Origin of the sequence: Solwaraspora sp. WMMB335, from assembly GCF_049179075.1 — a bacterium.
Classification (GTDB): Bacteria; Actinomycetota; Actinomycetes; order Mycobacteriales; family Micromonosporaceae; genus Micromonospora_E.
Map to the genome: position 1 here is coordinate 858734 of NZ_JBMHMF010000001.1, position 24078 is coordinate 882811.

General features: G+C 71.4%; 4 protein-coding genes. All 4 read right to left on the minus strand.

The window, feature by feature from the left end; genetic code table 11:
* Positions 1 to 11 precede the first annotated feature (11 nt).
* The 4 genes from ACN27F_RS03250 to ACN27F_RS03265 are packed head-to-tail and all read right to left on the minus strand — an operon-like array spanning position 12 to position 24046.
* Positions 12 to 4904: a beta-ketoacyl synthase N-terminal-like domain-containing protein gene (locus ACN27F_RS03250; RefSeq protein WP_421431072.1), complete on the minus strand. Its 4893-nt coding sequence runs from the start codon at positions 4902 to 4904 to the stop codon at positions 12 to 14.
* Positions 4897 to 11520: an SDR family NAD(P)-dependent oxidoreductase gene (locus tag ACN27F_RS03255; RefSeq protein ID WP_421431073.1), complete on the minus strand. Its 6624-nt coding sequence runs from the start codon at positions 11518 to 11520 to the stop codon at positions 4897 to 4899. The genes ACN27F_RS03250 and ACN27F_RS03255 overlap by 8 nt, the downstream gene beginning before the upstream one ends.
* Positions 11517 to 17126 (minus strand): type I polyketide synthase, encoded by a 5610-nt coding sequence (locus ACN27F_RS03260; protein WP_421431074.1) that lies wholly within the window; start codon positions 17124 to 17126, stop codon positions 11517 to 11519. The genes ACN27F_RS03255 and ACN27F_RS03260 overlap by 4 nt, the downstream gene beginning before the upstream one ends.
* Entirely contained in the window at positions 17123 to 24046 is a 6924-nt protein-coding gene (locus ACN27F_RS03265; RefSeq protein ID WP_421431075.1) for an SDR family NAD(P)-dependent oxidoreductase, read from the minus strand. The genes ACN27F_RS03260 and ACN27F_RS03265 overlap by 4 nt, the downstream gene beginning before the upstream one ends.
* Positions 24047 to 24078 lie beyond the last annotated feature (32 nt).

Here is a 24078-nt window from a genome sequence, read left to right on the forward strand (position 1 = left end):
TGTGTCGGGGGTCAGGTCAGGTTCGTCGGCGTGGCGGCCGGGGTGGCCGGGGTGGCTGACCGGGCCAGGTCCGCGGTGAGCCGCCGGGTGAGCGCGGCCAGCAGGTCGGTCCGCTCCCGCTGGACGAAAAAGTGGTCGCCAGGGAGCAGCTCGACGGCGAACTCCCCGGTGGTCTGGCTGCGCCAGGCGTCCAGCGACTCCTCGGACACCTCGTCGTCGCGTCGGCCGCCGAACACGGTCAGCGGCATGGACAGCGGCGGCTCGGTGTGGTGGATGCGGGTCTCCACCATGGCGAAGTCCGCCCTGATCACCGGCAGGTACAGCGCGATCGCCTCCGGATCACGCAGCATCTCCTCCGGAGTGCCGTCCATCGCCCGCAGCTTCTCGATCAGCTTTGCTTCGGGCAGCCGGTGCAGCGGTGGCTCCGGGTCCGGCACGTGCGGGGCCCGCGCCGCCGACACGTACAGGTGTGCCGGGCCGGGCAGCCCTTCCCGACGCAGGTACCGGGCCAGTTCGAAGGCGATCAGGCCGCCCATGCTGTGCCCGAACACCGCGTACGGGCGGTCGAGGTGCCCGCGCAGCACGGAGCCGAGCGTGGCGGCCAGCTCGGACATCCGGGTGAACGCGGGTTCCCGGTGCCGCTGCTCCCGGCCGGGGAGCTGGATCGGGCACACGTCGACCCCGTCGGGGAGGCTGCCGGCCCAGCCCCGGAAGAGGGCGGCGCTGCCGCCGGCGTACGGCAGGCAGAACAGCCGCAGCCGGGCCGCCGGGTCGGCGGCGCGCTGGCCCAGCCAGTCGGCCGGGTCCATGCTGACGTCGGCGGTGGCTGGCCGGGACCGGCGGGCCACGATCCGGCGTGGCACCCGCACCGGCACGTCGTCCGAGGGCGAGTCCGAGGCGTCGGGCGGCGTGGTCTGCGGGGTGCCGCCGTCGGCCTGGTCGAGGACGTGCGCGACGATCCGGGCGACCGAGATGCCGGACAGGAACTCCTCCGGGGTTATCTGCGTGCCGTACATCACCCGAAGCCGGTTACGCAGCTCGAAGACCATCAGCGAGTTCAGGCCCAGCCCGAGCAGCGCTTGGTCCACGTCGAGCTGCTGGGGTTGCAGGCCGAGCACCGCCGCGACCTGCTCGCGCAGGTACCCGGTGAGCACCGCCTGCCGCTGGTCGGCGGAGACGGTCAGCAGCGCCTTGAGACTGGTCGGCGCGGCGGTCGGCACCGTCATCCCGGTTGCTGTCGGCCGGACGGCCGGGGCGCCGAGTTCGGACCGCGGTGGCCCGACGACCTGCGCGGCGGCCGACGCCGGATCGGCGACCGGGGCCGCGCCCCGGGTCACGCGCAGTCCGGTCAGCTCGGCGACCACCCGCAGGTTGGGGTCGAGCAGGCGGACGTCGCCGGTGAGGCTTTCGTCGTCGACCTCCTGGAGCGTGACGTGCGCCCACAACTCGCCGGTCGCCGGCCGTAGCACGCGCAGCCGGGCGATCTCGGCGACCCGGTGGGCGGCGGAAGCAACGGCCGGGTCCGGCGCGATCACCGGGAGCAGGTCGGCGACGCCGTGCAGCAGCCGCCAGTCCAGCGGCGACCCGTCCGCCGAGGCCGACACGGTCAGCGACGCCAGCAGTTCGCCGTCGCCGCGCCACAGCTCACGTACGGTGTCCGCGCCCGCGCCGCCGGCCAATCCGGCCGCCGCCCGGCTGGCCCGGTACGCCGCACCGGGGATCTCGGTGGCGCACCGCTGCCGGACCGCGTCGGGGGCCTCCCGGGGCGGCACGACCGGCCGCCCGGCGGGGGCGGCCCGCAGGCTGCCCTGGGCGTGCCCGGTCCACGGCCCGGTGTCATCGCCGGCAGGGCGGCTGTGCACCTGCCATCGGGCGTTCCCGTCCCGCAGGCCGGTCGTCGCCACCTGGACGACGCTCCCCCGGCTGGACGGGACGGCCGGGCCGGCGACGGTCACGTCGGTGAGCACCACCGCCGGCGACCCGGTGAGCGCGCTGGCGGCGGTGAGCGCCAGGTCGAGGTGTACGGCGGCGGGTAGGTCCGGCTCGCCGGCCAGTCCTGGCCGGGACGCCCGATCGACGGGGAGTTCCCAGAAGTGTTCGCCGCCGGGCACGGCCGCCCGCAGGTAGCGCTGCGTCGACATTGCTGTGCCGGGAGCCGGGCCGGCCGGGTCGAACTCCAGCCAGCAGCGCTGCCGCTGCCACGGGTACGCGGGCAGCCGCAGCACCGTCCGGTCGACCGGGTGCTGACGACGGAAGTCGACCCGCCGACCGAGCGCCCACAGCCCGCCGAGGGTGCCGAGCAGTACCGTCCGCTCGTCCTCCTCGCGGCGCAACGACGGCAGCGCGACCACGGCGGCGTCCGCGTGCCGGCCGCACTGTTCCACCGAGGGGAGCAGGATCGGGTGCGGGCTGATCTCGATGACCGCCGTCGGCGCGGCCGTCACGAGCTGCCCCACCACGGTGGCGAACAGCACTGGTTCACGCAGGTTGTCGGCCCAGTACTCGGCGGTGAACTCCCGGCCGTCGGTGGGCTGCCCGGTCACCGTGGAGTGGATCGGCACCGACGACGCGCGGGGGCGCACCGGTCGCAGTTCGGCGAGCAGATCCGCGCGGAGTTCGTCCACCTGCGGGCTGTGCGAGGCGAAGTCCACCCGCACCTGCCGGCAGAACACGTTTTGCTCGGTGAGCGTCTTCAGCACGGTCTCGATGGCGATGGTGTCCCCGGACAGCACGGTGGAGGTGGGGCTGTTGCTCACCGCGATGGCGAGCTGGTCCTCCAGGCCGGTGATGGCCGCCCGCGCCTCGGCCAGTGGCAGCTCCACCACGGCCATCGTGCCCCGGCCCCGGATACGCCGCACCAGGGCGCTGCGCCGGCAGATCACCCGGGCCGCGTCGTCGAGGGTGAGCGTTCCGGCGACGTGGGCCGCCGCGACCTCGCCCATCGAGTGCCCGACCACCGCGTCCGGGACGATGTTCCAGGAGCGCCACAGCGCGGCCAGGGCCACCTGCACCGCCCAGGTCATCGGCTGCACCACGTCGATCTCGTCGAGCTGCGAGGACGCCTCGTCGGCGCGCAGCTCGTCCAGGAGCGACCAGGTGACGTACGGGCGCATCGCCGCCGCGCACTCCTCGATCGCCTGCCGGAACGCCGGTTCGGTGTCGAACAGCCGTCGCCCCATGCCGACCCATTGGCCGCCCTGCCCGGGGAATACGAACACCAGCCGGCGGCGGACGTGCTGCGACCGGTCGCCGCCGGTCACGCCGGGCCGGACCGCGCCGTCGCGGTACGCGCCGAGCCGGTCGACCAGCTCGGCCCGCGAGGCGAAGGCGACCGCCAACCGGTCGTCGAGGTGGGTGCGGCGCAGGCTCGCCGTGTAGCAGAGGTCGTCCAGGTCGACGCCCGGGTCGGCGACCAGTTCCCGGTACGCCCCGGCCAGGTCCCGCAGCGCGCCCGGGTCGTGCGCGGACAGCGGCAGCAGCCGACCCCGGACCGCCGGCCCGGCCGCAGGCGGGGTGTCGGCCTGTGGGGGTTCCTCCACGACCATGTGCACGTTGGTGCCGCCGAAGCTGAGCGAGGTCACCCCGGCCAGCAGCGGCCCCTCGTACGGCCACGGGCCGCACTTGTCCTGCACCCGCAGCCGGTAGTCGTCGAACGGGATGTGCGGGTTGCCCTCGGTGTAGTGCAGGCTCGCCGGAAGCTGGCGGTGTTTCATCGCCAGCACCACCTTGAGCAGCCCGGCAAGGCCGCCGACCATCTGCAGGTGCCCGATGTTGGTCTTGACCGAGCCGATCATCAGGGGCCGGTCGGCGGGGCGGCGCGACCCGAGGATCGTGCCGAGCGCCTGCGCCTCGATCGGGTCACCGAGGATCGTGCCGGTGCCGTGCGCCTCAACGTACTGCACCGCCGCCGGGTCGACGCCGGACCGCTCGTACGCCTCGCGGAGCATCGCCTCCTGGGAGAGCCGGCTCGGCGCGGTCAGGCCGTTGCTGCGACCGTCCTGCGCGACGGCGCTGCCACGCAGCAGCGCGTGGATCGGGTCGCCGTCGGCCAACGCCCGGGACAGCGTCTTGAGCACCACCGCGGCCACGCCCTCGCCGAGCACGATGCCATCACCTTGGGCGTCGAACGCCTTGCAGCGACCGTCCGTGGCCATCACGCCCAGCTTGGTGAACCAGACGAACCCCTCCGGCTTGAGGAAGAGACCCGCCCCGCCGGCGACGGCCATCGTGCAGTCGCCGCTGCGCAGGCTCTCGCAGGCCTGGTGCACGGCCAGCAGCGACGACGAGCAGACCGCGTCCATCGTGTAGCTGGGGCCACGCAGGTCGTACACGTAGGACACCCGGTTCGCCACGATCGACCCGAACGACCCGGTGGCCGTGTAGACGTTGGCCAGGTCGGGATTGTTGAAGTTGAGCCAGCCGTACTCGCTGTGCGCCAGGCCGATGAACACGCCGGTGCGGCTGCCCTGCAACTGGGCGCGTACCTGCCCGGCGTCGTCGAACGCCTCCTGGACAACCTCCAGCATCAGCCGCTGCTGCGGGTCCATGTTCGCCGCCTCCCACGGCGAGATCCCGAAGTAGGCAGGGTCAAAGCCGTCGATCCCGTCGAGGAAGCCGCCCCAGCGGGTGCTCATCTTCCCGGGCGCCTCCGGGTCCGGGTCGTAGTACGCGTCCACGTCCCACCGGTCGGTGGGCATCTCCCGGATGACATCCGCGCCGTCGCGCAGCAGATGCCAGAACGATTCCGGGTCGTTGGCGCCGCCGGGCAGGCGGCAGCCCATCCCGATCACCGCGATCGGCTCGTGTCTGGCCCGTTCCACCTCGTCCAGTTGGGCGCGTAGTTCCCGGAGGCCCAGCAGCGCCCGTTGCAGCGGGGTCAGGTTCGGGGCGGGGCTCTCACTCATGGCGATCCCATTTCCGTGTTTCGGAGAGTTCCTGTTCCAGCAGTGCCTCGACCTCGGCGTCGGAGAGCTGGCCGATCTCCGCCAGCCAGGTGTCCCGGTCCCCGGCGACGGCCGGTGCCGTCCGGGCCGGGGGCGCCTGCGGCGCGGGCGAAGCCGGAGCCGGCTTCGCCTCGGTCGGCTGGAGGTCCCCCGCGACGAAGTCGGCCAGCGCCTCGACGGTCGGGTAGTCGAACAGCACGGTCGCCGGCAGTGACCGGTCGACGCTGAGGCTGAGCGCGTTGCGCAGTTCCACCGCCATCAGTGAGTCCAGGCCGAGCTCGTTCAGCGGACGTCGGGTGTCGAGGGTGTGCGCGGCCGCCAGACCGAGCACCCGCGCCGCCAACTCCCGGATGTGCGCCACGATCAGGTCGGTCCGGTCGTCCGGGGTGGCTTCCGCCAGGAGGGTCAGCAGCGCCCGGTGGTCGCTGCCGCCGCCGGTCGGCCCGCCGCCCGCCCCGGCCACCGTCCCGGCCACCGTGTCGGCCAGGTCGTCCAGCAGCGGCGGGCGCAGCCCGGTCGGGTACTGCCGCAAATAGTCGCCCCACTCGACCGCCACCACCCCGACCTGCGCCCGGTCGTCGGCGGCCAGCAGCGCGGCCAGCTCGGCCATGCCCTGCTCCGGTTCGAGTAGGCCCATGCCGCGTAGCGCCCAGTGCCGGTCGCCCCGGTCGTCCACGGACGCGGCCATACCCGCGCCACGCCACGGACCCCAGTTGACGCTCAACCCGGGCAGGCCCTGCCGGCGGCGTTCGGCGGCGAGCAGGTCCAGGAAGGCGTTGCCGGCCGCGTAGTTGCCCTGCCCGGCCGAGCCGAGCAGCGACGCCACCGACGAGAAGAGCACGAAGAAGTCCAGGTCGAGGCCCTGGGTGGCGCGGTGCAGGTGCCACGCCCCGGCCAGCTTCGGCCCGAGCACCCGGGCGAACCGGGACCACCCCTGCTGGAGCAGCACCCCGTCGTCGAGCATCCCGGCCGCGTGCACCACGCCACGCAGCGGCGGCAGGGACACGCTGATCTCGTCGACGACCCGGGCCACGCCGTCCGCGCGGGCGATGTCGGCCCGGACCACCTCCACCCGAGCCCCGGTCTCGCGCAGCGCCTCGACCGTCGGCCGGGTGGCGTCGGTGACGCCGCTGCGGCCCACCAGCACCAACGTCCCGGCTCCCCGGGCGACCAGCCAGCGCGCCACGTGCAGGCCCAACCCGCCCAGGCCACCCGTGATCAGGTACGTCCCGTCGGCGCGGACCAGGTCGGCGGCGTCGCCTGCCATCGGATCGATGTGGCTGACGACGACCTTGCCGACGTGCCGTGCCTGCGCCATGTACCGGAACGCGTCGACCGCCCGGGGGAGCGGGAAGACCCGCCGGGGCAGCGTACGCAGCGTCCCCGTCTCGAACCGGCGCATCAGCTCAGCCAGCAGGACGCGCACCGTCCCCGGCTCGTCCCGGGAGAGTTCCACCAGGTCGAAGGCGGTGTAGGTGATGTCGTCCCGGAGCGCGGCCACCTGCCCTGCGGACCGGATCTCCCGTTTGCCGATCTCCACGAACCGGCCGCCGGGGCGGAGCAGCCGCAGGCTCTCCACGATGAAATCCCCGGTCAGCGAGTTGAGGACGACGTCCACGCCGGCCCCGCCGGTCTGTTCGCGGATCTGGGCGGCGAAGTCGAGCGTGCGGGAGTGGAACACGTGCCGGACCCCGAGCCCGGTCAGCACCGGCCACTTGCGGGGGCTCGCCGTCGCGTATACCTCGGCGCCGACCGCCTGGGCGAGCTGCACGGCGGCCAGGCCTACGCCGCCGGCCGCCGCGTGCACCAGCACCCGGTCCCCCGGGGCGAGCCGGGCGATGTGCTCCAGCGCGTACAACGCGGTCAGGAAGGTCACCGGGATCGTCGCCCCGTCCGCGTCCCCGACCACCGCCGGCAACGGCGCGACCAGGTCAGCGTCCACCGTAACGAAGCTGCCGAAGCTCGCCGGGGCCAGGGCGACCACCCGGTCCCCCACCGCCAGGCCAGACACGCCCGCGCCGACTCCGACCACCTCGCCGACACACTCCAGGCCCAGCGGGCCAGCCTCACCCGGGTACATGCCGAGCGCGTTGAGCACGTCCCGGAAGTTCAGGCCGGTGGCCCGGACCCGCAACTCCACCTGGCCGGCGGCCGGGGCGCGGCGGGCCACCGGCCGGAGCACCAGTTGGTCCAGCACACCCGGGGCGTCCACCTCCAGCCGGAACGACTCGACGCCTGGCCGGGTCAGGTGCCGCCGGTCGTCGTCCGCGCACCGGCCCAGCCGGGCCACGTGCCGTTTCTCGGCGCGCAGCGCGACCTGGTCGTCGCGTCCACCAGCGTGCAGCTCGGCGACCAGCGACGCCACGTCGTCCCCGGTCCCGGCCGGGTCCAGGTCGATGCGGGTGCAGCACAGCTCCGGGTGCTCCAGCGCTACCGTGCCCGCCAGGCCCCACAGCGGTGCCTGACCGAGCGCGTACGGCCCGGTCGGCTCGCCGACTGGCTGCGCTCCCCTGGTCACCAGGTACGTGCGGGGCGACTGGTTACGGGTGGCCAGCGCCTGGACCAGGTGCAGGGCGCTGCCGAGGACGACCCGCTGGGCGTCCTGGAGGGCAGCCGGGTCCGCGTCCGGGTCGGCGGGCACGTCCAACGCCCACAGGTACAGCACCCCACGCCAGCCGTCGCCGGGTGTCTCGTCGAGCAGCCGGGTCAGATCCTCCGGGCGGTCCGGGTCGATCCGGTACCCGTCCGGTCCCGCCCCGTACTGCTGTCCCTGGTGAACGAACGTGCAGGTGTGGCCCCCGGCGGTCAGCGACGCCGCGACCTCCTGCCCGAGCCCGCCCTGGTCGGCGAAGACCAGCCAGCGTCCCGGTGCGACCTGGTCACCGCCTGCCTCGACCGGGCCGACGACCGGCCAGGTGATCTCGTAGCGCAGCCCGTCGGCGCCGGCGCTCGCCGGACGCACCGCCGCCGGATCCACCTGACGCAGTCGCAGTCCGCGCAGTTCCACTACGGTCCGCCCGGCCGAGTCCACCACCAGCACGTCGCCCATTACGTCGGACGCGGTGTCCCGGGTCCACGCGTACGCGCGCAGTTCGTGCTGGTCGGCGGGTGTTGCCGTCCGAAGCTGCTCCACCCGGAACGGGACGTGGATCGCCAGCCCGTCCGCCGGCTGCGGCCGGGTCAGCCCCAGCAGTTGGAAGCACGCGTCCAGCACGCCCGGGTGCACCGGGTACGAGACCGACCGGTCGAGCTGCTCCGGGACCCGGATCACGCTGGTCGCCACGCCGTCGCCGGTGTGCACGTCGGCCAGCCAGCGGAAGCTCGGGCCGAGGTCGAGGCCGGCGTCGGTGACCCGCCGGTAGAACGTGTCCAGGTCGGCCAGGGGCCGGTCGCAGCGCGCCCTCAGCTCCGCCAGGTCGGCCGGCGGCTCCGCCGGGTGGGCGTCGACGTCCAGCCCGGCCGTGGCGTACTCGGTCCAGGCCCCGTCGTCGAAGGTGACCAGCCGCAGGGTCGCCTCTTCCGAGGTCAGGACGGTCTGTACGGTGCGCTCGCCCGACTCGGGGAGCAGCAGCGGCTGGGCGAAGAGGACATCCCGCAGCCCCGCCGTCGTGGTGCCCGCCTCACCGGCCGCCGCAAGCAGCATGGCCACGTGGTGGGCGCCAGGCACCACCACCTGGTCGTGCAGCCGGTGCTCGGCCAGCAGCGGATGGTCGGTCACGCCCAGCGTGGCCTCGAAGACCGTGTCCCGCAACGACGGCGTACGCAGCCGCTGCCCGAGCAGCCGATGGTCCCCCGACCGTCGCTGGCTCCGTACTCCCGGCGTCGGTGCCGCCCAGTAGCGTTGGCGTTGGAACGGGTACGTCGGCAGGTCGACCGAGGCGGTCGACACACCACCCGCGACAGACTCCCAATCCAGGTCCACCCCTCGGACGTAAAGAACCGCAACCGCCGCCAGCATCTGCCGCCAATCGTCCCGATTCCGCCGCAGCGACGGCACCCACACCATCTCCGTGCCATCCTCAACCGACTGCCTAGCGGCCGCCAGCAACACCGGATGCGGACCGATCTCCTGCACCACCGTGCAGCCCTGACCCACAACAGTCGCCACCCCGTCAGCAAACCGCACCGAAGCCAACACATGGTCAACCCAGTAACCCGGCATACTGATCTCCCGGCCAGCGACACCACCAGTCACGTTCGACACCACCGTCCGCCTGGCCGGATGAAACGCCACCGTCTCAGCGACCCGCCGAAACGCCGGCACCATCAACGCCATCAACGGCGAATGAAACGCATGCGACACACGCAGAGCCGTCGTCCTCACCCCATCGACAGAAAGCCGGTCAGCCAACACCTCCACCGCGTCGGCCGGACCAGCCACCACCGTCTCCACCGGACTGTTCACCGCCGCCACCACGACATCGGTACCCGCCAACAGCGAAACCACCCGACCCTCGGGCAACGCCACCGCCAACATCGCCCCACCCGCCGGCAACGCCTGCATCAAACGACCCCGCGCCGCCACCAACCGCAGCCCATCCTCCAGCGAAAACACCCCCGCCACACACGCAGCGACCAACTCACCCACACTGTGACCAGCCACCACCTCAGGCTCCACACCCCAGTGCCGCCACAGCCCCGCCAACGCCCACTCCACCGCGAACAACACCGGCTGAGTGAACCCCGTCTGATCCAGAACGTCCTGAGCGACCTCACCCTCACCCTGAAACAACACCTCCAACAACGGCCGATCCAACTCACCCGCCAACAACTCCGCACACCGGTCAAGCTCCGCCCGGAACACCCGCTCCGACTCATACAGACCCCGAACCATCCCCACCCACTGGACACCCTGACCCGTGAACAGCCACCCAACCCGAGGCCGACGCCCAACCTCGACCACCCCATGAACCACCGACCGATGCTCCACACCAGCCAACCAACCCCGCAACCGCGCAACCGCCTCCACCGCATCCGACGCCACCACCGCTACACGATGCGCGAAATGACTCCGCGACACCCCCGCCGCCGCACACACCAACCCGAACGACCCCCCACCAGAAGCCTCCAACAAATCCACATACCGCTCGACAACAGCACGCAACGCCACACCATCCCGCGCCGACAACGGCAGGACGTGCACACCCCGCGTCAACCCGACGGCCACACCCTCCACCACCGGCGCCTCAGCCACGACCACATGAGCGTTCGTCCCACTCATCCCAAACGAACTCACCCCAGCAATCCGGGGCCGCTCGCCGCGGGGCCAGGGCGTGGGTACGGTGGGCACCTCGACCGGCAGCCCCGCCCAGTCGATATGCGGACTCGGCGTACGCAGGTGCAGGTGCGGCGGAATCGTCTCCTGCCGCAACGCCAGCACCAGCTTGATCAGACCGGCCATCCCAGCAGCCGCCTCCAGATGACCAATGTTCGTCTTCACCGAACCAACCAACACCGGACGATCCGCAGGCCGGTCCCGGCCGAGGACGGCGGCCAGCGCGCGTACCTCGATCGGGTCACCCAGAGAGGTGCCCGTACCGTGCGCCTCGACGTAGTCGACGTCGGAGGGCGAGATGCCGGCATCGGCCAGCGCGGTACGGATCAGCTCCTGCTGCGCAAGCCCGTTCGGCACCGTGAGGCCACCGCTCGGGCCGTCGTGGTTCACCGCCGAACCCCGGATCACCGCCAAAACCCGATCACCGTCACGCCGCGCATCCGACAACCGCTTCAACACCACAACCCCGCAACCCTCACCACGGCCGTAACCATCAGCGGAGGCATCAAAGGTCTTACACCGACCGTCGACGGCCAGGGCGCGCATCTTCGATAGGGTGATGAACGCGTCCGGGGCGAGCATGGCGTTGACCCCGCCGACCAGTGCGAGGTTGCTTTCGCCCGTGCGGAGGCTGCGCGCGGCCAGGTGCAGCGCGACCAGCGACGACGAGCACGCGGTGGTCACCGCCATACTCGGCCCCTGGAGCCCCAGCAGGTACGACAGCCGGCCGGCCGGGAAGCTCAGGTCGTTGCCGGTGCCGGCGTACAGGTCGAGCTGGCCGGGGTCGCCCGCGCCGGTCTGCAGCTGGAGGTAGTCGTTGGTCATAATGCCGACGTAGACCCCGGTCGGCGTGCCGACGAGCCGGTCCGGCACCTGACCGGCGTGCTCCAGGGCCTCCCAGGCGACCTCTAGGAGCATGCGCTGCTGCGGGTCGAGGCTGGCCGCCTCCCGGGGTGCGATGCCGAAGAAGGCCGGGTCGAACTGGTCGACGCCGTCCACGAAGTGGCCCTCGCGGGGGTACATCTTCCCCGGCCGGTCCGGGTCAGGATCGTGGTAGTCGGCCAGGTCCCAGCGTTCGCATGGCACCTCGCCGGCGGCGTCCACGCCGTCGCGCAGCACCCGCCAGAAGGACGACAGGTTGTCGCCACCGCCGGGAAACCGGCAGCTCGCCCCGATGATCGCAATCGGCTCGTGCTGCGCCCGCCGCACCTCGTCGAGTTCGGCCTCCAGCTCCTCGATGGCGACGAACGCGCGCAGGAGCGCGGACTGCTGCTGCTCGGCCCGCGTCGAGTCCTCGGTCACTTCCTTCTCCGCTCAGCGAGGGCGGCGAGTTTCTTCGCCAGCAGGTCTTCCAGGTCGTTCTCGGAGAGGTCCTTGAGCCGGTCCATCGCGTCCGTACGGGCGGCCGACTTTTCCGGTTCCGTCTGCTCCGGGCCGCTCACGTCCAGGACCAGGACGTCCTGGGCGAGGTAGGTGGTGAGCGCCTCGACGGTCGGGTACTCGAACACCACCGTCGACGGCAGCGGCGTGCCGAGCTGGCTCTGCAGGGTGTTCTTCAGCTCGATCGCCATCAACGAGTCGAGGCCGATCTCGAAGAACTTCTGCCTCGGTTCCAGGTGGTACGTGGCCGGCAGGCCGAGCACCGCGACCACCTGCCCGCAGACGTGCTGCCGGAGCAGGTCGAGGCGGTCCTGCGGCGCGGCCACCGCGAGCCGTTCGGCCAGTCGCGGCCCCGGCGTGGCCACGACCGCCCGCCGTTCCGCGGCGCGCGCCGTCCGAGCCAGCTCCCGCAGCAGCGCCGGTTCGTCCCCGGGCGGGAATCGCCGCAGGTACGTCGACCAGGTGACCGGCAGGACACCGACCTGGACCGGGTCGGCGGGCAGGATCTGCTCCAGCACCTCGATGCCCTGCTCGGGGGTGATACCGCCGATGCCAAGGGCGGCCCAGCGTCCCTCGCTCTGGCCTGCCCGCGCCGCCATCCCGGCCTCGGTCCACGGCCCCCAGTTGACGCTCACCGCCGGCAGGCCCAGTGACCTGCGGTGGTGCGCCAGCCCGTCGAGGAACGCGTTCGCGGCGGCGTAGTTGGCCTGCCCGGTGGAGCCCAGCAGCGAGGCCGCCGAGGAGAACAGCACGAAGAAGTCGAGCGGCAGGTCGCGGGTGGCCCGGTGCAGGTTCCACCCGCCCGCGACCTTGGGGGCCAGCACCCGGACGAAGTTCTCCCACGGCTGCTGGAGCAGCACCCCGTCGTCGAGGACACCGGCGGCGTGCACCACGCCGCGCAGCGGCCGGCCGGCCGGGATCGCCGTAAGCAGGCGGGTCACGTCGTCGGCGCGCGTCACGTCGGCCTGGGCCACCGTGACGGCGGCACCCGCCCGCCGCAGGTCGTCGAGGACCGTCGCGGTCGCGCCGGTCGGCTCCCGCCGACCGACCAGGATCAGATGCCCGGCGCCACGCGCCACCAGCCAGCGCGCGACCGCCAGGCCCAGCGCACCGAGGCCCCCGGTGATCAGGTACGTCCCGTCGCCGGCCACGGTCACCGCCGGTTCTCCGGCCAAAACGGTCCGCTGCGGCACGAGCCGGGCGGCCAGCCGCTCTCCCCCGCGTACGGCGATCCGGTCGCCGGTCGGCGGTGCGAGCAGTTCCCCAACCAGTGCGGCGGCGGCTTCGGTGTCGGCGGCTGCCGGATCGAGGTCCACCTGTCCGCCCCACAGTTCGGGGTGCTCCAGTTCGATCACATTGCCCAGGCCCCAGAGCGGGGTCTGCGCCACGGCCACTGTTGCCTGGCCGGCCGGGAAGGCACCCCGGGTGACCAGGTGCAGCCGCGCCGCAGTCCCGCCCGCCGCGGCGGCCAGTCCCCGGAGCAGGTGCAGCGCGGCCCGCAACGTCCGCGCCTGGGGGACGTCGAGGCCGGCCAGTTCCGGCTCGCCGTCGGCCGGGATCGCCCCCCACAGCAGCACGGCACCCCGGAACGGGACGTCCCGGTCGGCGGCCACGGTACGGAGCAGGCTCGTGACCTGGGTGGGGTCGGCGGGATCGACCTGCCAGGTGTGCTCGCCGACCGCCTCCTGGGACAGGCCGGGGTGCACGACGACCACCTGGTGTCCCCGCGCCCGCAGCGCGGCGGCCACGGCCGTACCGACACCGTTCCGGTCGGCGCAGAGCAGCCAGCGTCCGGTGCCTTCCGCAGGGGCGGACGCTGCGGGCTGCGGCTGCCACGCGATCTCGTGCAGGAGGCCCGTCGCCTCGGACCGGCCGGCGCGCAGCAGCGCGGACCGTTCGGCTCGCTTGAGGTGCAGCCCCCGGGACTCGGCCACCACCTGACCGTCGTCGTCGATCAGTCGAACGTCGGCGGTGATCGTCTCGTCGTTCGGGTCGCTGCCGGGACGCAGTCGGGCGTGTCCCCACAGCGGACGGTCGGCGGGATGAGCCCGGTGCAGCCGGAACCGGTCCAGCCCGAGCGGCACGTAGACGGCGAACTCCCTCCCGGCGGTGGACAACGTCGCGCCGACGATCTGGAAGCTGGCGTCGATCAGGCCGGGGTGCAGCACGTACCGGTCCTGACGGTCCGTGTCCTCGACGGCGCGCATTCGGCACAGAGCTTCGCCGTCCCGCCGCCAGATCCGGCTCTGCCAGCGGAACCCGGCATCGAGTTCGAGCCCGTCCCGCCAACCGCTGTCGTAGAACCAGTCGACGTAGTCCGGGTCAGCGGTGCACCGCTCCTGGATGACAGCGGGCGTCTCGTGTGGTGTACCGCTTTCGTCGTCAGCCGGGCGCAGGATGGCGGTGGCGTGGGTCGTCCAGGTCGGGTCGTCGGTGCTGCGGCTGACCAACTGGATCGGTGCTCCGTCGTCGGTGGCGGTCCCGATGACCACCTGCACCACTCGGGCCTGACCGTCGGCCAGCAGCATCGGCTGTGGGAAGACCACGTCCACGATCGCGGTCGCGGAGCCCTGGCTGTCGGTGGCAGCGGTCAGCATCGTCAGGTGGTGGGCACCGGGCACCACGATCCGGTCGTAGATGCGGTGCTCGGTGAGCAGCGGATGGGATGCCGGGGCCAACGTGGTCTCGAAGACGGTGCCGGCGAGCGCGGGCGAGGTGAGGTTCCGTCCCAGCAGGGGATGCGTGCCGCCCTCGGCGGGCGGGGTCGCGTTCCGCCGAGGAGCGACGGATGCCCAGTAGCGTTGGCGTTGGAACGGGTACGTCGGCAGGTCGACCGAGGCGGTCGACACACCACCCGCGACAGACTCCCAATCCAGGTCCACCCCTCGGACGTAAAGAACCGCGACCGCCGCCAGCATCTGCCGCCAATCGTCCCGATTCCGCCGCAGCGACGGCACCCACACCATCTCCGTGCCATCCTCAACCGACTGCCTAGCGGCCGCCAGCAACACCGGATGCGGACCGATCTCCTGCACCACCGTGCAGCCCTGACCCACAACAGTCGCCACCCCGTCAGCGAACCGCACCGAAGCCAACACATGGTCAACCCAGTAACCCGGCATACTGATCTCCCGGCCAGCGACACCACCGGTCACGTTCGACACCACCGTCCGCCTGGCCGGATGAAACGCCACCGTCTCGGCGACCCGCCGAAACGCCGGCACCATCAACGCCATCAACGGCGAATGAAACGCATGCGACACACGCAGGGCCGTCGTCCTCACCCCATCGACAGAAAGCCGGTCAGCCAACACCTCCACCGCGTCGGCCGGACCAGCCACCACCGTCTCCACCGGACTGTTCACCGCCGCCACCACGACATCGGTACCCGCCAACAGCGAGACCACCCGACCCTCGGGCAACGCCACCGCCAACATCGCCCCACCCGCCGGCAACGCCTGCATCAAACGACCCCGCGCCGCCACCAACCGCAGCCCATCCTCCAGCGAAAACACCCCCGCCACACACGCAGCGACCAACTCACCCACACTGTGACCAGCCACCACCTCAGGCTCCACACCCCAGTGCCGCCACAGCCCCGCCAACGCCCACTCCACCGCGAACAACACCGGCTGAGTGAACCCCGTCTGATCCAGAACGTCCTGAGCGACCTCACCCTCACCCTGAAACAACACCTCCAACAACGGCCGATCCAACTCACCCGCCAACAACTCCGCACACCGGTCAAGCTCCGCCCGGAACACCCGCTCCGACTCATACAGACCCCGAACCATCCCCACCCACTGGACACCCTGACCCGTGAACAGCCACCCAACCCGAGGCCGACGCCCAACCTCGACCACCCCATGAACCACCGACCGATGCTCCACACCAGCCAACCAACCCCGCAACCGCGCAACCGCCTCCACCGCATCCGACGCCACCACCGCTACACGATGCGCGAAATGACTCCGCGACACCCCCGCCGCCGCACACACCAACCCGAACGACCCCCCACCAGAAGCCTCCAACAAATCCACATACCGCTCGACAACAGCACGCAACGCCACACCATCCCGCGCCGACAACGGCAGGACGTGCACACCCCGCGTCAACCCGACGGCCACACCCTCCACCACCGGCGCCTCAGCCACGACCACATGAGCGTTCGTCCCACTCATCCCAAACGAACTCACCCCAGCAATCCGGGGCCGCTCGCCGCGGGGCCAGGGCGTGGGTACGGTGGGCACCTCGACCGGCAGCCCCGCCCAGTCGATATGCGGACTCGGCGTACGCAGGTGCAGGTGCGGCGGAATCGTCTCCTGCCGCAACGCCAGCACCAGCTTGATCAGACCGGCCATCCCAGCAGCCGCCTCCAGATGACCAATGTTCGTCTTCACCGAACCAACCAACACCGGACGATCCGGCGCGCGTCCCTCGCCGAGCGCGGCAGCCAGCGCGTCGATCTCGATCGGGTCACCCAGAGAGGTGCCCGTACCGTGCGCCTCGACGTAGTCGACGTCGGCCGGGGTGACGCCCGCGTCGGCCAGGGCAGTGCGGATCAGCTCCTGCTGCGCAAGCCCGTTCGGCACGGTCAGCCCGGAACTCGGCCCGTCGTGGTTCACCGCCGAACCCCGGATCACCGCCAAAACCCGATCACCGTCACGCCGCGCATCCGACAACCGCTTCAACACCACAACCCCGCAACCCTCACCACGGCCGTAACCATCAGCGGAGGCATCAAAGGTCTTACACCGACCATCCGGCGACAACGCCTTGGTGCGGGACAGGTAGATCGTGCCCTCGGGGGTCAGGACCAGGTGCACGCCACCGGCAAGGGCAAGGTTCGACTCGCCGGAGCGCAGGCTGCGACAGGCCAGGTGCACGGCGACCAGCGACGACGAACACGCCGTGTCGACGGCCAGGCTCGGACCCTGCAACCCGAGCAGGTACGACAGCCGCCCCGCGGCGACGCTGAACGCGTTGCCCGTGCCGGTGTACGCGTCCATGGTGGCTGGGTCGGCGGAACGGAGCATCAGGGAGTAGTCGTCGGTGCCGATGCCGACGAACACGCCCGTCCGGCTGCCCACCAGCCGGGCAGGAACCTGGCCGGCATGCTCCAACGCCTCCCACGCCACCTCCAACAACAACCGCTGCTGCGGATCCAAACTCACCGCCTCACGAGGCGACACCCCAAAGAACCCCGCATCAAAACCATCCACCCCCGACACAAAATGACCCCACCGCGTATACATCCGACCCGCCACATCCGGATCACCATCAAAGAACTCATCCACATCCCACCGATCCCCCGGCACCACACCAACACCCTCACCACCGGCCACCAACAACTCCCACAACCCACCCGGACCCACAACCCCACCCGGAAAACGACAACCCACACCCACCACCGCGATCGGTTCGGGTGCGGAACGCTTCGCTGCGTCGAGGCGCTTCTGAAGGTCGAGGACCAAGAGCGCGAGGCGCTTGGGCGGCAGGTTGGCCAGCCGCTCGTGGAGATCGCTCATGATGCCTGTCCTTCTACGCCTGAACTGTCTGCGAACATGCGGTCGATCTCGTCGTCGGACATTTGTTCGAGGTTGTCGAGCAGGTCACCCAGCTCGTCGTTCTCGGATTTCGCCGTCTGCGGCGGGGCCCCGCTCCGGCCAGCGTCCGGCGCACCGAAGATCGCCTGTTGGAGGTAGCCGACGACGGCGTCGATGGTCGGATAGTTGAAGAGCAGCGTGGCGGGTAGCTCGTACTCGAAGGCGGCCTGTACGCGGTTCTTGAACTCCAGCGCCATCAGCGAGTCCAGACCGAGGTCGAAGAGCCCCTTTCGCGGGTCGAGCGACGACTCGTCGAGCATGAGGATCTTCTCAAGTTCCCGGGTCACGTAGTCGGTCAGCGCGGTCCGGCGGCTCGCGTCGGGCAGGGCCGCGTACTGCGTACGCAGGCGGGGGGCGGTCGTCGTGTCGGCCGATGCCCCGGCGACCGCCGGCTCCCGCCGGACGACCTCCGCCAGCAGGGGACGTTCCGCGCCGAGTGGGTACCGCTCGGCGTACCGGGACCAGTCGACCGGCAGGACGCCGACCTGGGTCACCCTGCGCGCCATGATCCGTTCGAGCAGCCGGATGCCCTGCTCCGGTGGAATGATGCCGATGCCCCGCTCGGTCCAACGCTGCTGGTCGCGGTCGGTGAGGCTGGCGGCCATGCCGGAGTCGCCCCACGCACCCCAGTTGACACTGACCGCCGGCAGCCCGGAGGCACACCGGTGGTGGGCGAGCGCGTCGAGGAAGGCGTTCGCCGCCGCGTAGTTGCCCTGGCCCGGCGCACCGAGCAGGGAGGCGATCGAGGAGAACAGGACGAAGTGGTCCAGGGGCAGGTCCCGGGTGAGGGTGTGCAGATGCCACGCCCCGTCGACCTTCGGCGCGAACACCCGCGCGAACCGTTCCCAGCTCTGCTGGTGCAGCACGCCGTCGTCGAGCACGCCGGCCGTGTGGAAGACGCTCCGCAGTGGCGGCATGGTGGTGCCGATCTTGTCGAGGACGCGTCGTACGTCGTCCGCGTCGCCGACGTCGCCGCGCATCACCCGTACGTCGGCACCCTGTGCGGTGAGGTTTCGCAGCGTCTCCGCGGTGGCCTCGGACGGCGGGCGGCGGCCGACCAGGACGACGTGTCGGGCACCCCGGTCCACCAGCCACCGGGCGACGAGCAGGCCGAGCGCGCCGAGGCCACCAGTGACCAGGTGAGTGCCCTCTGCCGTGATCTGCACGGGGCTGGCGGACAAAGTGGCGGCAGCCCGGGTGACCCGGGCGACGCGGCTGCGGCCGTCGCGCCACGCGAGCTGGTGCTCGCCGCTGGCCGACCGGACAGTCCGCACGATGGTGGCCGCCGGGTCGCCGGCTTGGGGATCGAGGTCGATCAGGCCGCCCCACAGGGTGGGGTGTTCCAGGCCGACGACACTGCCCAGCCCCCAGACCGGAGCCTGGTGCGGCGTGCCGGGCGTGGTGGTGCCGCCGACCGGCTGGCCGCCTCGGGTGACTACCCGGATCTTCGGCGGTTCCGTCAGTTCGAGTGGCGCCAGTGCCTGCACGAGGTGCAGCAGACCGGCGCAGTCACGCCGGTGGGCGGCGTGCAGCGCGTCGGGGGTCACAGTGGTGTGGTCAAGGCTCCAGAGGTGCACGATGCTGGTGAGGCCGCCGCCTACCTCCGCGAGAAGCTGGCGGAAGTGGTCCGGCTGGTCGGGCGTGACCTGCCACTCGTCGTCGGCGAGGGCTGCGTACGAGTCTCCGGCGCGAACCAGATGACAGCGGGCGCCCTCGGCACGCAGCAGCGCGGCGACGGACTCGGCGACGCCGCCGGCGTCCGCGAGGAGCAGCCAGTTGCCCGGGTCGGCAGCGGCGGCTGCCTCAGGCAGGTCGTACGGTCGCCAGCTCAGCTCGTATAGCCAGTCGGCCTGCGGGTCGGTGTGGCCAGAAGGGATCTGGGCGGGGCGGGACGTGTCGACCCAGTAGCGTTGGCGTTGGAACGGGTACGTCGGCAGGTCGACCGAGGCGGTCGACACACCACCCGCGACAGACTCCCAATCCAGGTCCACCCCTCGGACGTAAAGAACCGCAACCGCCGCCAGCATCTGCCGCCAATCGTCCCGATTCCGCCGCAGCGACGGCACCCACACCATCTCCGTGCCATCCTCAACCGACTGCCTAGCGGCCGCCAGCAACACCGGATGCGGACCGATCTCCTGCACCACCGTGCAGCCCTGACCCACAACAGTCGCCACCCCGTCAGCAAACCGCACCGAAGCCAACACATGGTCAACCCAGTAACCCGGCATACTGATCTCCCGGCCAGCGACACCACCAGTCACGTTCGACACCACCGTCCGCCTGGCCGGATGAAACGCCACCGTCTCAGCGACCCGCCGAAACGCCGGCACCATCAACGCCATCAACGGCGAATGAAACGCATGCGACACACGCAGAGCCGTCGTCCTCACCCCATCGACAGAAAGCCGGTCAGCCAACACCTCCACCGCGTCGGCCGGACCAGCCACCACCGTCTCCACCGGACTGTTCACCGCCGCCACCACGACATCGGTACCCGCCAACAGCGAAACCACCCGACCCTCGGGCAACGCCACCGCCAACATCGCCCCACCCGCCGGCAACGCCTGCATCAAACGACCCCGCGCCGCCACCAACCGCAGCCCATCCTCCAGCGAAAACACCCCCGCCACACACGCAGCGACCAACTCACCCACACTGTGACCAGCCACCACCTCAGGCTCCACACCCCAGTGCCGCCACAGCCCCGCCAACGCCCACTCCACCGCGAACAACACCGGCTGAGTGAACCCCGTCTGATCCAGAACGTCCTGAGCGACCTCACCCTCACCCTGAAACAACACCTCCAACAACGGCCGATCCAACTCACCCGCCAACAACTCCGCACACCGGTCAAGCTCCGCCCGGAACACCCGCTCCGACTCATACAGACCCCGAACCATCCCCACCCACTGGACACCCTGACCCGTGAACAGCCACCCAACCCGAGGCCGACGCCCAACCTCGACCACCCCATGAACCACCGACCGATGCTCCACACCAGCCAACCAACCCCGCAACCGCGCAACCGCCTCCACCGCATCCGACGCCACCACCGCTACACGATGCGCGAAATGACTCCGCGACACCCCCGCCGCCGCACACACCAACCCGAACGACCCCCCACCAGAAGCCTCCAACAAATCCACATACCGCTCGACAACAGCACGCAACGCCACACCATCCCGCGCCGACAACGGCAGGACGTGCACACCCCGCGTCAACCCGACGGCCACACCCTCCACCACCGGCGCCTCAGCCACGACCACATGAGCGTTCGTCCCACTCATCCCAAACGAACTCACCCCAGCAATCCGGGGCCGCTCGCCGCGGGGCCAGGCGGTCGGGGCGACCGGGATCTCGGCCGGGATCGTGTCGAGGGCGATCCTGGGGTTGACGGTGTGGAAGTGGATCTGCGGCGGCAGTTGCTCCTGCTGGAGCGCCAGCACCGATTTGATCAGGCCGGCCACTCCGGCCGCCGCCTCTAAATGACCAATGTTGGCTTTGACCGAACCGAGTCGCAGTGGCCGGTCCGGGGTACGGCGGTCACCGAGCACGCTGCCCAGGGCGGCCACCTCGATCGGGTCGCCGAGGGGCGTACCGGTGCCGTGCGCCTCGACGTAGTCGACGTCGGAGGGCGAGATGCCGGCATCGGCCAGCGCGGTACGGATCAGCTCCTGCTGCGCAAGCCCGTTCGGCACGGTCAGCCCGGAACTCGGCCCGTCGTGGTTCACCGCCGAACCCCGGATCACCGCCAAAACCCGATCACCGTCACGCCGCGCATCCGACAACCGCTTCAACACCACAACCCCGCAACCCTCACCACGGCCGTAACCATCAGCGGAGGCATCAAAGGTCTTACACCGACCATCCGGCGACAACGCCTTGGCCCGGGAGAGAAAGATGTACGACTCCGGGATGATCATGAGGTTGACGCCGCCGGCGAGGGCGAGGTCGGACTCCCCGGAGCGCAGGCTGCGACAGGCCAGGTGCACGGCGACCAGCGACGACGAACACGCCGTGTCGACCATGAGGCTCGGCCCCTGCAAGCCGAGCAGGTACGACAGCCGGCCGGCCACGGCGCTGCCGATGCCCCCGGTGCCGTAGTAGGTGTCGATAATCGTTGGATCGGCGAGCTTGAGCTGGAGTTGCATGTACTCGTTGCTGATCATCCCGACGAACACGCCCGTCCGGCTGCCCACCAGCCGGGCAGGAACCTGGCCGGCATGCTCCAACGCCTCCCACGCCACCTCCAACAACAACCGCTGCTGCGGATCCAAACTCACCGCCTCACGAGGCGACACCCCAAAGAACCCCGCATCAAAACCATCCACCCCCGACACAAAATGACCCCACCGCGTATACATCCGACCCGCCACATCCGGATCACCATCAAAAAACTCATCCACATCCCAGCGATCCCCCGGCACCACACCAACACCCTCACCACCGGCCACCAACAACTCCCACAACCCACCCGGACCCACAACCCCACCCGGAAAACGACAACCCACACCCACCACCGCGATCGGTTCGCTGGTCGGTCGAGGTGCGGCGTGCTGGCCGAGGGCGAGCAGAGCCTGCTTGACCGGAGAGAGCCCAGTCGGGTCGCCGAGGTGCCGGCGGAGCAGGGTGAGGGCCTCCTCCTCGGAGATGCCGGCCAGCGCGTCGGCGGTGGGCAGGTCGCTGCCGGCGGCGGCGCGGCGGGGCGGCTCCACGGTCTCGATCCGGAAGACCTCGCGGGCGAGGTAGTCGCTGAGCGCGGCGACCGAGGCGTACTGGAAGACGACGGTCAGCGGCAGTGAGTGCGCGTCGCCGAGGGCCCGCTGGAGCCGGTTCTGGAGGTCGACGGCCATCAGGGAGGTCATGCCGAGGGCGAAGAAGCCCTGCCGGGGGTCGACCGGACTGTCGTCCTCGGTGCCGAGGGTGGCGGCAACCAGGTCGTTGACCGCGTCGGCGATCCGGGCCCGCCGCTCGGCGGGGGGTGCCGCGACGATCTCACGGACCAGGGCGGGCACCTCGGGCGTCCGCGCCGCGCGGGCGGCGGGACGGGACTCGATCCAGTAGCGCTTGCGCTGAAACGGGTAGGTGGGCAGGACGATCCGGGTCGGCGCCGCAGCGGGGGTCGCCGGATCGGCGCCCTGCACGTACGCCTCGGCCTGCCCGCCGGGATCGCTGCCCGGCGCGTCTCCGGCGGTACCCGAATCGGACGGCCCAATCGGGTCGGCCATGCCGTGCCGGACGGCGGGCTGGTTGGCGCCGGCGAGCCAGCCGGCCAGCCGGTCGGCGGCGGTGGCCCGGTCCGGGGCGAGGACGGCGAGCCGGTGCGCGAAGTGGGTCCGGCCGGTGGCGGCGGTCGCGCAGACGGCGGCCAGGTCGGGGGCGTCCGGGGCGCGGAGCAGGGTGACGTACCGCTCAGCGAGGGCACGCAGCGCCGGGGCGGTCCGGGCGGAGAGCGGCAGCAGCAGCGGGGTGGAAGCGTCGGCCGCAGCAGGGACCGCAGGCTGCGGCGCTTCGGCGACGACGAGGTGGACGTTCACGCCGCCGAGGCCGAAGGAGTTGATCCCGGCGAGTCGGCTCCGGTCGCCGGCTGGCCAGGGCAGCGGCGTGTCGGGCAGCAGGAACGGCGCGTCGGCCAGTCCGGTCTGCGGGTTGAGCGTGGTGAGGTGCAGGTGCGGGGGGATGGTGCCGTGCCGCAGGGCGAGGACCACCTTGATCAGGCTGGCGACGCCGGCGGCCAGTTCCAGGTGGCCGACATTGGTCTTGACCGAGCCGAGCGCACACGGCTGGTCGGGGTCGCGGTCGACGCCGAAGACGCGGGTGAGGGCGGTCGCCTCGACCACGTCGGCCAGTGGGGTGCCGACGCCATGCGCCTCGATCAGGTCGACCTGCCCGGGGGTGACGCCGGCGTCCCGCAGGGCCCGCCGGACGACCGCCTCCTGGGCGTGCGCGTCGGGGGCGGTCAGCGCCTCCCCGCGTCCGTTCTGGTTCATGGCCGAGCCGCGGATCACGGCCAGGATCGGGTCGCCGTCGCGCTGGGCGGCGGCGAGTCGCTTGAGGACTACCATCCCGGCGCCCTCGCCGCGTACGTAGCCGTCGGCGGCGGCGTCGAAGCTCTTGCACCGCCCGTCGGCGGCCATCATCCAGGTTTGGGAGAGCCCGATGGTGGCCTTGGGCGAGAGCATGAGGTTGACGCCGCCGGCGAGCGCCACCTGGGTGTCGCCGGCACGCAGGCTCTGACAGGCGAGGTGCACGGCGACCAGGGACGACGAGCAGCCGGTGTCCAGCGCCAGGCTCGGCCCCCGCAGGTCCAGCAGGTACGACAGCCGGTTCACGGCGATGCTGAGGGCGTTGCCGGTGACGAAGTAGGCGTTGAGGTTGGCCGGGTCGTCGAAGGCGACCGAGGCGTAGTCGTCGGTGCCGATGCCGACGAACACCCCGGTCGCGCTGCCGGCGAGCCGGGCCGGGACGATGCCGGCCCGTTCCAGCGCCTCCCAGGTGACCTCGAGGAGCATCCGGTGCTGCGGGTCCATGCTGGCCGCCTCGCCGGGTGAGATGCCGAAGAAGTGCGGGTCGAACCGGTCCACGCCGTCGACGAAGCCGCCCCAGCGGGTGTTGGCTCTGCCGGGCTCGGCGAGATCGGGATCGTAGAGGGCCGCCGCGTCCCACCGGTCCACCGGGACCTCGGTGATTGCGTCCCCGCCGTCAACGAGCAGACGCCAGAACGCGTCGGCGTCGGGCGCGCCGGGGAACCGGCAGCTCAGACCGACGACGGCGATCGGCTCAGCGGCGGGCCGGGACGACAGTCGATCGTCGTCCCGGCGGCTGCGCTCCAGGGCCATGTGGACTCGAACCCTTCCTCGGGAGATGAGAC